Below are 10,743 nucleotides of genomic sequence, written 5' to 3'. Positions count from 1 at the left end.
GGGGGGGGGGGGGGGCTTCCACGCAAGGTCACCCCTCGCGGCGATCCCCCTCCACCATCCTGCGGATGGTCCCCCTCCCCGTTCCGGGGAGGATCAGCTCACAAATTCCGTATTCCCGGCGCGCCCCGCCCCGACAGCATCAGCTCGGTCAGCGCCCAGACCAGCGCATCGGCCCGGTCCGGCGAGCGGCCCGGCCCGTCATAGGCCCCCGCCACCCCCAACCCGCACAGCTCGTCCTCCAGCGCGGGGAAGCCTCGCGAATGCCACACCCGCCCCTGCGCATAGAGAAACGACACCGGCTCCGCCCGCGCGGCTTTCCCGATCGAGGCATAGACCAGATGCACCGGCAGGGTCGGATCGGCGAGCCGCAGCACGCTTTCCACCATGTCGCCGCCCTGGTTGCGCTCGGCCACCACCCGGTCGGCCCGGTTGCGCCGGGCACAACCCGCCACCCGCGCCGCCCAGCCCTCCGGCGACAGTCCCGCCTCGCTCGCATCCTCCAGCACATAGCCATGCCCGTCGCGCCCCAGCCCGACCGCCACGATCCCGCAGGCATCGCCGCTGCTGGTCGCGGGCGGATCGACGCCGACCACGACCCGATCGAGCGACGGCACCGTCTTGGCCCGCTGCCGGTCGAGCAGCGCGCGGGTCCACAAGGCCCCCTCGCGGTCGTCGACCATCTCGCCGTCCAGTTCCTGTCGCCCGAGCCGCGTGTCACCATATTGCGCCAGCATCGCGTCCTGAAAACTGTCGGGCAGATGCGCATTGTCGCTGGTCCGCCCGATCGTCTCGACACAATCGGGCAGCGCCATGACCTTGCGCATCAAAGGCGTCGCGCGCGGCGTGGTCGTGACCAGCACGCGCGGGGTCTCGCCCAGCCGGAGCGTCATCATCAGATTGTCCCATCCGGCCTCCCCCTTCCACTTGCCCAGTTCGTCGCACCAGGCGGCATGATGCTGCGGCCCGCGCAATGCCTCAGGCGCGGCGGCCGAATAGGCGAAGCCGATCGCGCCAGATACGAAATGCACCTGCCCCAGGCTGCCGATCCATTTCGGCGTCTCGCCTTTTCGCGCCACCGCCAGCAGCCCGCTTTCGCCGCGCACCATCACCCGCTCGACATCGCGCAAGGTCGCGCCCATCAGCGCGATCCGCGCCCCCGGATGCTCGCGGGCGAGCGCACTCACCCATTCCGCGCCCGCGCGCGTCTTGCCGAAACCACGCCCCGCGCGGATCAGCCACACCCGCCAGTCGCCCGGCGGCGCCACCTGTCCGTCATGCGCCCATAATTCCCATCGCTCGACCAGTTCGCGCTTCTGCGCAGGGCTCAGCGCGGCCAGCGCCTGTTCGCGCGCACCCGGCTCCAGCATCGCCAGCGTGGCGAGCCGCGTCGCCGCATCCTCCCTCGCCATCACGCCATCCCCTTCAACCGCCGCCGCGCCAGTCCATCGAGCGCGCGTTCCAGCGCCGCATCGGTCTCGGCCGCGTCGGCCCGCGCCGCTTCGCCCGCGCCGTCACCCGCCTTGGCCAGCGCATCGCGGCGAGCGAGCAGCTTCAAATAGAATTGCACCTCGGTGGCTGCGAGCGGCGGGGTGATGGAGAGGCCGGTGGTCCCCGCACCGGCCTCTCCGCCCTCCGCCCCCTCCTCGACCGCCAACAGGGTCAGCATCCGGCGCAGCAGCCCCTCCTCGACCAGAGCGTGCGCCGCGCCGATCGCGTCGTCCCAGGCCTCGGCAAAGGCCCGGTCGCGCGCTCGCAGGGCCCGTCCAGCCCGCAGCGTCTCTCCCACCGCCCGTGCCGCCGCCCCCGCATCGGCGCTGACCGCCAGCGCCGCCAGGAATTGCCGTCGCCGCGCCAGCGTCCACCGCGCGCCCTCCCCCCTTCCGGCCATCCCCACTCCCCCGAAGCATCAAGGTCGAACCCGACCGCTCCCCCGATCGTGCCCGCCCCCGACGTTCCCGTTATGTACCGATGCCAGTCGGGTTTGTATCCAACAAACGAACCAGATGGGTTGGACGCATAAAAGCGGCTTGCCAGACGCCAAGCGCATCGGCATTAGGCGGGGCTTCCCGAGAGGGGGCGATTAGCTCAGTTGGTAGAGCGTCTCGTTTACACCGAGAATGTCGGCGGTTCGAGCCCGTCATCGCCCACCATTTTCCGACATTCATTCAAGTGCACCTCCCCGGCGAAGGCCGGGGTCCAGATGCCACGCGATCGGTGGAGTGCCGATGCGCCGAGAGATTTGTTGGCGCGGAGGCGCGGAGAACGCGGAGGTGTCTGGTCCGTGGCAGCTCTATGCATCTCGCCACCAAGTGTTGGTGGAGCCGTGCCGCAACCAATCGGACACCCTCTCTGCGCCCTCCGCGCCTCCGCGCGAACAAAATCTCTCTGCGCCTTTACCCGCGACGGAGTGGTAACTGGACCCCGGCCTTCGCCGGGGTGGTTCCAGTCCGCAAAGGGTCCGCGGTCAGGCCAGCTTCCAATATGTCGCGTACCGCTCATGCGCGATGCGGTGGTAGGGGATTAGCCGCACCGGCTGGCCGTCTGCGGCCGGGATAGTGAATTCCAGCGGCTTGCCCGTCGCGGCGATCGTCTTGGTCAGGGCGTCTGGTTCGCCCGCCAGCGTCGGCGCCTGGAACGGCGTGTCGTTATACTCGCCATATTTGCGTTCGCTGACGATGATGTCCGCCCCCGGGGCCAGCCCTTCGCGGCCCAGTGCGCCGGCCAGAACCAGCGGACCATAGGTGAAGGCGACGATCTGCGGCGCGGCGGGGGCGCTCTGGACGCCGGGTTCCATGACCAGACGCCATTCGACCGTATCGCCGCTCTTCCAAGTCCGGGTCACGTCGACATAGCGTCCGGGCTTGTCCGAACGCTGCACTTCCGCGCCGTTGACCAGCAGGGTCGCGGTACGGCTCCATTGCGGATGGCGCAGCTTCAGCATCAGCTCGGTCGGCTGGCGCAGTTTCCACTGGAACCGGGTGTTTGCCGCCTCCGGGAAATTCGTCGTCTGGGTCAGCACCGCGCCCTTGTCGGCCCAGGTGACCGAGGAGGGGATAAACAGGTTCACGTACAGCGCGCGGTCGTCATGGAAGTAGATCGAGTCGCGGTACTTCACATGATTTTCCATGCCCGTGCCGGTGCAGCACCAGAAGCTGTCCTCAGGCGTGTGATACAGCTTCATGTAACCGGGCCGCGCACCCTGGAAATAGGTAGCCATCCCCGAATCCGGGTCCTGCGAGGCGAGGATGCCGTTATAGAGCGTGCGCTCGTAATAATCGGCATATTCCGCCTTCGGATCGTGCAGGAACAGCGCGCGGGTGAGCTTCAGCATATTATGCTGGCAGCAGGTCTCCGACCCCTTGGCCGAGAAGACATGCTTATCGAAATCGGCCATGGCGAAGAAATGCTCGCCATCACCGTGGCCGCCGGTGGCGAAGGCACGGGTATGCGCGACCGTCCGCCAGAAAAAGGCGGCGGCATTGTGATAGGCGGCGTCGCCATTCGCCTCGTACACGCGCTGGAAACCGATGATCTTCGGGATCTGCGTGTTGGCGTGCATCCCGTCGAGATAATCGCGCCCCTGCGTCAGCGGCTTCATCACCGCCTTTTGCGAAAAGCGTTCGGCCAGACGGCGATAATCCGGGTTGCCGGTCATGACATAGAGGTCGGCATAGACCTCGTTCATGCCGCCATATTCGGTCTGCAGCATCGTCTCGAACTGGTCGTCGGATAGCGGACTGGTTGCGACCACGCCCCAATCGGCCAAACGGATCAGCACCGCGCGCGACGGCTCGCTGCCCGCCAGCAGCACGGCATCCCGCAGCCCGGCATAGACCTTGTGCAGCGTGTACCAGGGCACGCCGGTGATCGGCTCGCCCCGCAAATGGGCGGCGACCAGCGCCGCGCCCTTGGGGAAGGCGCAGACCAGGCCGGTGCCCGATGCCTGCTGGCACGCCGCCAATTCACCGGCGATATAGTCGATCCGCTGGCGATAGCGCTTGTCCCGGGTCGCCTGATACGCCAGCGCGCAGGCCGAGAGATAATGGCCCAGCGTATGCCCGTGGCAGTTGATGTCGGCCCACTGCGCCTCCGACTCCCAGCCGCCATAGACGGGCGCCTTCGGCTTCAACCCGGCATTGGTGCGGAAATTGGCGAGCAACCGGTCGGGTTGCAGGCGCATCAGATACGCCTCGGTCATCTTCTGCGCATGCAGGAACGGGCTGTCCGCCAGCGTGACGTCCGCCATGTCGAAAGGCTGGACGACGGGCGCGGACGCCAGCGCCACCGTCGGCTTGGCCTGTGCCCAGGCCGATGACGGCATCACTGCGCCCCATCCGGTCGCCAGTGCGCCAATGCTTGCCCCCATGCTGGCGGTGGTCAGGACATCGCGCCGCGACGGCGCTGGGCAGCATGAGGGCACTGATCTTCTCCGACTATTCTGATTTTCGCCGAGCCTAGCGACAGGACTCGCAGCATGGCAACGCTTTTCGGATTGCCCAAAATCAGCTTTTATTTGTCGGACAGTTATTCAGCGCGTTGTGCCGGGCGAAAGAGCAACCGCTCGGCGGTCCAGTGCAGGATCGCGCCGATCGCGACGCCCAGCAGCACCTCCTGCGCGCGGGCCAGTGCCGAGGTCAGGATCGACCCGCCCGGCGGCACGGTCAGCAGCACGATGACCGAGGTCCACATGCCCACGCGCAGATCGGCGCGCAGCCGCGCGATGCTGGCGGTGATCCCGACCGCCACCGCCAGCATCGCCACCGGCCCAGCATGGGGCATGGCCAGCGCGACCAGCAGGGCCACCGCGACACCAATCAGGGTCGCGGCGATCCGCCAGATCAGCGAGCGATGCGTATCGCCCAGCTTGTCCTGCGACACGACCAGCGCCGATACGCTCGCCCAGACCGGATGATCGAAACCCATGCGGTCGGCGATCGTCAGTGCCAGCACCGCCGCCAGCGTGCACCGAGCGACGAAGGCGACCGAACGGATCGCCTCCTGTCCCGAGACATGGGACGTGACCCAGGACCGCAGGATCGGCGGCGGCGTCACCGGAACAGGTTGGCCCGCGCCAGTTCCAGCACCTCGTCGCCGCGCCCGCTCAGCACCGCACGCGCGGCATAGAGGCTGAAACCCTTCACCTGCTCGGCCTTGATCTTGGGCGGCATGATGAGTTCCTGGGTCTCGGTCACGACATCGACGAGTGCGGGGCCGTCATGCGCGAACGCCTCGCGCAGGGCCCCCTCCAGCGCGTCGGAGCGGGTGACGCGCACCCCGAAATAGCCCATCTCGCGGGCGATCGCGCCGAAATCGGGATTTTGCAGCGCCACATTGGCATCGACATACCCCGCCGCCTTCTGCTCCAGCGCGACGAAGCCCAAGGTCGAATTGTTGAAGACAACGATCTTGATCGGCAGCTTCATCTGCACCGCGGTCAGCATGTCGCCCATCAACATGGCCAAGCCGCCATCACCCGACATCGACACCACCTGCCGACCCGGAAAGCCACCCTGCACGCCCAGGGCCTGCGGCATGGCATTGGCCATCGAGCCATGGTTGAACGACCCGATCAGCCGCCGCTTCCCGTTCATCGTCAGGTAGCGCGCGGCCCAGACGGCGGGCGTTCCGACATCGGCGGTGAAGACCGCGTCCTCATCGGCCAGCCGGTCGATCATCCGCGCGACATATTGCGGATGCAGCGGCTTGTCGCCGTCGCGTGGGGTGGCCAGGTCGTCCAGGCCCTTGCGCGCATCACGATAATGGTCGCGCGCCTTGTCGAGGAAGCGGCCGTCGCGCTCGCCCTGGATCAAGGGAAGCAGCCCGCGCGCCACTTCGGCGACATCGCCGACCACGCCCAGGTCGAGTGGCACGCGGCGGCCAAGCGCGCTGGGGTTGCGGTCGACCTGCACCACCTTCGCCTTGTCGGGATAGAAGTTGCGATAGGGGAAATCCGTGCCGAGCATCAGCAGCGTGTCGCATTCCATCATGGCATAATAGCCTGACGAAAAGCCGATCAGGCCGGTCATCCCGACATCATAGGGATTGTCATATTCGATATATTCCTTGCCTCGATAGGCATGGACGATCGGGGCCTTCAGTGCCTCGGCCAACGCCACCACCTCGTCATGCGCGCCCGCCGTGCCCGCGCCGCAGAGCAGGGTCACCGCCTTCGATCCGTTAAGCAGCTCCGCGATCTTCGCCAGTTCGGCCTGCTCGGGCACCAGGCGCGGGGCGGCCAGCGGCGGGAAGGCGACGGCGCGCGTCTCGGGCGCGGGGTTCAGAGCGATGTCGCCGGGAATGACCAGCACCGCGACGCCGCGCTGCCCGATCGCGGTGCGGATCGCACGGTGGAGCAGCTCGGGCATCTGGCCGGGGTCCTGAACCATCTCGCAGAAATGGCTGCACTCGCGGAACAGCTCGGTCGGATGGGTTTCCTGGAAATAGCCCAGGCCGATCTCGCTCGACGGGATATGCGCGGCGATGGCGAGAACGGGGACATGGTTGCGGTGGCAATCAAACAGCCCGTTGATGAGGTGGAGATTGCCCGGCCCACAGCTGCCCGCGCAGACCGCCAGCGCGCCGGTCGCCGCCGCCTCGGCCCCGGCGGCGAAGGCACCCGCCTCCTCGTTGCGGACGTGCATCCAGTCGATCTGGCCCGATTTTCGCAGGCTGTCGTTAAAGGCGTTCAGGCTGTCGCCCGTCACGCCCCAGATCCGCTCCACCCCCGCCTCGATCAGAGTGCGGTTCAAAAGATCGGCGATCGTTTCGGCCATGTCTCGTCATCCCTTGCTGGGATCGGGCACGGAGCCCCATCCATGCTGCACGAGCGAAACGATCCGTCGGCCGATTGGCTTCACTTGGCCAGGTGAACTTCGTGTAACATGGCTTTACGGTGCCGCCTGGACGATCGCATTTCCAGGCGGCACCGATTTTCAAACAGACGATCCGATCAGAACAACCCGTCATCGTCATCGTCGAACGACACCGCAATGGGCGGCGGCGCGGCGGCGATCATGTCGGGCAGCAGGAAGGCGGCGTGGATCATCCGCTCCGCCGCCATGGTGTAGAGCCCGCCCGCCCAGGGCAGCAGTTCGTGCAGCGCGGCGCAATCCGCCTCGCTCAGATCCGCGCCGCCGGGCGTTTCCGGCGAAACCTGATCGGCATAGCGGGTCAGCGTCAGCGCCACCTCCGTCAATGCGTCGGTAAAACCGCGCTGCTCCGCCAGATCGGCCGCACTCGCCTCCAGCGAGGACAGGACACGCCGGGCATCGCCGCCGCCCTTGGCCATCGCGTCCGCCGACATTTCGCAGGCGCGGCGCACGACCGACAGCGCTTCGCCCAGGGCACCACGTGTATCGGTATCGCCGACCTTGTGGCCGTCCTGCACCAGGTCGATCGCGCCCAGCACGGTGATCAGCCGCCCGACCGCCATGCTCAGCTGGTCGAGGCGGCTGGCGCAGGGCGCGACCTCCTTGGCGATCACCGCCACCGCGCGGCCCAGCGTCCCGTGACGACGGCACAGCAGCTGGGTGTTGGTCGAGATATCCTGGACATTGACCGCGATGTTGCGGATGCGGCCAAGGCCGTCGGTCAGGTCGGCCAGCGTCCGGCCGACAAAGCCGGTCAGCTCGGCCAGATGGCCGTCGGCGTCGCACAGCTGATCGGTCACGCTGCCCAGCGTGGCGATGCCATGTTCCAGCTTGAACAGCAGCTGGCCGTCATCGCCGCCCTGCGACCCGAGCAGTTCGCGCAAATGGTCGGCCAGAGGCCCCAGCCGCTCGATCGATTCGACGATCGACACCAGCTCGCGGCCGAATTCGTCCGCCATCGCGTTCAGCTGCGCCGCGATCAGCCGCGCCATGTGCGCGGTCGCGCCCAGCGGCACGGGCGTGCCCTTGGCCTCCTCGGCCACGATGCGCTCCAGCATGGCGATGGCGTGTTCGGCACGCTGGCGCACGCTGTCGCCGATCTGGATCGCGCCCAGGACCCGCGCGACCTCGCCCTGCACGGTGCGCACGATGCCGCCGACCTCGTTGGTCATGCGCATCACCGCCTCGACATGATCCTGCAGCGCGTTGGCGTTCGCGGTCAGCTCGGTCGGGATCGACGATCCGGTGCGTGCGCATTCGTTGGCGAGCAGGCGGTCGGCCTGCTGCACGTCGCCGACCACCCGGCCGAACTGGTCGAGCTGACGCTCGATCTGGCGCAGCTCCTGGCGGCCGCTGGTCAGCTTTTCGTCCATGCCGACGACGAAGTTGAAGAAGGCCGCCTCGCCCGACGAGGCGATCTTGATGTTCATGCCATAGATGCCGAGCAGCTTCAGGATCGTGCCGACCTCATTCAGCAGCCCGCGCAGCTCGCGGGTGCGGCCGGTCAGCGTCTCCACCTCGATCGCCCGGCGCTTCTGGATCATCGGCAGGCTGATCAGGCGATAGGCGACGTCACGCAGCTTGCCGACCGCCACGCCCGCCGTATCGGGCGACAGCGACTGGCGGATCGCGCTCAGCCCCTCGGCCATGCCGTCGATGGTGCCGATCGCATTGGCCAGCGTCTCGCCGGTTTCGCGAAACGTGTCTTCCAGACCACCCATCCGGCCCTGCAACTGTTCCGCCAGCGCCGCGAAGGAAATCGTCCCGCCGGTCAGCGGGGTGGCGGTATCGGTGTCGATCCGTGCCATGTACATGATGATATCCTTCCTTAGCGGGCCGTGGCGTGGAGCAGTTCGCGTGCGACGCTGCCCAGCGGGATGATCTTGTCGTGGGCGCCGCGCGCAATCGCCTCCTTGGGCATGCCGAACACGACCGAGGTCGCCTCGTCCTGCGCGAAGGTGCGCGCCCCCGCCTGCTTCATTTCCAGAAGGCCACGCGCGCCGTCATCGCCCATGCCGGTCAGGATGATGCCGACCGCATTGGCGCCCGCATTGCGCGCCGCCGAGCGGAACAGCACGTCGACCGAGGGGCGATGGCGCGAGACCAGCGGCCCCTCGCGCACCGACACGACATAGCGCGCGCCCTGGCGCTCCAGCATGGTGTGGCGCAGGCCGCCCGGTGCGATCAGGACCCGACCGCGCATCACGGTATCGCCGTCCTCGGCCTCCTTGACGTCGACCTGGCACAGCCCGTCCAGCCGCTTGGCAAAGGCGCGGGTGAAGCTCTCGGGCATATGCTGGACGATGACGATGCCCGGCGAATTGGCGGGCAGCGCCTCCAGCACCTCGCGCAGCGCCTCGGTCCCGCCGGTCGACGCGCCGATGCACACCACCATCTCGGTCGTGCGGCTCATCGCGCGGCCGGTCGGCGGCGGCAGGACGGCGTCGGCGGTCAGTTTCTTGGCGGGGGCGGAGGCGCGGGGGGCGGGGCGACGCGCGCCGACGCGGGCATGGGCGGCGCCCTTCACCGTCTCGCGGATCATGGAATGCGCTTCCAGCAGGTGATCGGCGACGCCGACACGCGGCTTCAGGATGACGTCGACCGCCCCCGCCTCCAGCGCCTGGAGCAGCGTTTCCGATCCCTCTTCGACCAGCGAGGAGCACATGACGACCGGAACCGGGTGTTGCGACATCAGTTTGCGCAGGAAGGTGATGCCGTCCATGCGCGGCATCTCGACATCCAGGGTGATGACGTCGGGCACCGCCTCCTGGATGTGGCGCGCGGCGGCGAAGGGATCGGCGGCGGCGGTCACCTCGATCTGCGGATCGGCGGACAGGATCGCGGTCATCGCCTGACGGACGCTGGCACTGTCGTCGATCACCAGCACACGGATTTTCTTCATGGGCGTCAGTTCCGCTGGAAGACGGTGTTCGCCACCGTCGTGACAGGAAGGTCGAAACCGGTGATCGATTCCGAATGGCCGAGGAACAGCAGGCCGCCGGGGCGCAGGCAGTCGGTCAGGCGGCGGACCACCTTTTCCTGGGTCTGCTTGTCGAAATAGATCAGCACGTTGCGACAGAAGATGATGTCCATCGGATCGCCGACCAGATAGCGCTCGTCCATCAGGTTCATCTGGGCGAAGCCGATGGCCGAGCGCAGCGCGGGCACGATGCGCATCTCGCTGCGCTTCGGGTCGCTCGCCTTCATCGCATAGCGATTGCGCAGCGATGTCGGCACCGGGTCCAGCATCGAGGTAGGATAGATGCCGCGCCGGGCGGTGCGCAGCACCTCGCTGTCCAGGTCGGTCGCCAGGATGCCGAAATCCGGGCCGCCCTTGTCATGCGCAAAGGCGTCGAGCAGCATGGCCAACGTATAGGGCTCCGCGCCGGTCGAACAGGCCGCGCTCCACACCCGCAGGCGCCGCCGCCCCTCGTCGCGCAGCTGCGGCATGACGGTGCCCATCAGATAATCGAAATGCTTGGGCTCGCGGAAGAAGTCGGTCTTGTTGGTGGTGACCGCGTTCAGCAGATGCTCGCGTTCATCCTCCAGATGATGGCCCTCGAACAGCCAGCTGCAATAGGCGCTGAGGCTGGACAGGCCGGTCGCCCGGACGCGACGGCGCAGGCGCCCCTCGATCATCGTGATCTTGGCCGGAGGCAGCTTGATCCCGCACTCCTTGTAGACATAGGCGGAAATGCGATCGAAATCGCGGGTTTGAAGCGCATCGGTCGAAACCGCCGTGCGGGCCATGGTGCTCAAAGGGGCGGCTCCTGCGTAAATCGAGATGGAACGACCGGCGGCGGCGGTGCCGCCGATCGGCGTGAGGAAGAATCAGGCGGCGAGGCCCAGGCCACCAAGGGCGGCGTCGAGACCC

The 10,743-nt window shown here is 67.5% G+C and carries 8 protein-coding genes and 1 tRNA gene; 1 reads left to right on the top strand and 8 read right to left on the bottom strand.

Annotated features, from left to right (window positions below; genetic code table 11):
- Window positions 1–98 precede the first annotated feature (98 nt).
- Window positions 99–1,409, bottom strand: a complete 1,311-nt coding sequence (locus tag SSA01S_RS18010; protein WP_061781501.1) for a DNA-packaging protein — start codon at window positions 1,407–1,409, stop codon at window positions 99–101.
- Entirely contained in the window at window positions 1,409–1,888 is a 480-nt protein-coding gene (locus tag SSA01S_RS18005) for a hypothetical protein (protein WP_061781500.1), read from the bottom strand. The genes SSA01S_RS18010 and SSA01S_RS18005 overlap by 1 nt, the downstream gene beginning before the upstream one ends.
- 186 nt (window positions 1,889–2,074) lie before the next feature.
- On the opposite strand from SSA01S_RS18005, the gene SSA01S_RS18000 reads away from it, so the two are divergent.
- Window positions 2,075–2,150: transfer RNA gene (locus tag SSA01S_RS18000), tRNA-Val, on the top strand.
- Between the two features lie 314 nt (window positions 2,151–2,464).
- On the opposite strand, the gene SSA01S_RS17995 is transcribed toward SSA01S_RS18000, so the two are convergent.
- The 6 genes from SSA01S_RS17995 to SSA01S_RS17970 form a co-directional block, all read right to left on the bottom strand.
- Window positions 2,465–4,366 carry a glycoside hydrolase family 127 protein gene (locus SSA01S_RS17995; protein ID WP_061781499.1) on the bottom strand — a complete coding sequence of 634 codons (1,902 nt, stop codon included), beginning with the start codon at window positions 4,364–4,366 and terminating at the stop codon, window positions 2,465–2,467.
- Window positions 4,367–4,524: 158 nt separating this feature from the next.
- Window positions 4,525–5,052: an FUSC family protein gene (locus SSA01S_RS17990; RefSeq protein WP_061781498.1), complete on the bottom strand. Its 528-nt coding sequence runs from the start codon at window positions 5,050–5,052 to the stop codon at window positions 4,525–4,527.
- Window positions 5,049–6,773 carry a ubiquinone-dependent pyruvate dehydrogenase gene (gene poxB / locus SSA01S_RS17985; protein ID WP_061781497.1) on the bottom strand — a complete coding sequence of 575 codons (1,725 nt, stop codon included), beginning with the start codon at window positions 6,771–6,773 and terminating at the stop codon, window positions 5,049–5,051. Before poxB ends, SSA01S_RS17990 begins: the two co-directional genes overlap by 4 nt.
- Window positions 6,774–6,949: 176 nt before the next feature.
- Window positions 6,950–8,683: a hypothetical protein gene (locus SSA01S_RS17980; protein WP_156477936.1), complete on the bottom strand. Its 1,734-nt coding sequence runs from the start codon at window positions 8,681–8,683 to the stop codon at window positions 6,950–6,952.
- Between the two features lie 14 nt (window positions 8,684–8,697).
- Complete coding sequence (locus SSA01S_RS17975) at window positions 8,698–9,771, bottom strand: protein-glutamate methylesterase/protein-glutamine glutaminase (protein WP_061781495.1); 1,074 nt, start codon at window positions 9,769–9,771, stop codon at window positions 8,698–8,700.
- 5 nt (window positions 9,772–9,776) lie between these two features.
- Window positions 9,777–10,619, bottom strand: a complete 843-nt coding sequence (locus tag SSA01S_RS17970) for a CheR family methyltransferase (RefSeq protein WP_061781494.1) — start codon at window positions 10,617–10,619, stop codon at window positions 9,777–9,779.
- Window positions 10,620–10,743: the final 124 nt, after the last annotated feature.

Origin of the sequence: Sphingomonas sanguinis NBRC 13937 (genome assembly GCF_001591005.1) — a bacterium.
Taxonomy (GTDB): domain Bacteria; phylum Pseudomonadota; class Alphaproteobacteria; order Sphingomonadales; family Sphingomonadaceae; genus Sphingomonas; species Sphingomonas sanguinis.
This window is presented reverse-complemented; position numbering and strand designations above follow the sequence as displayed.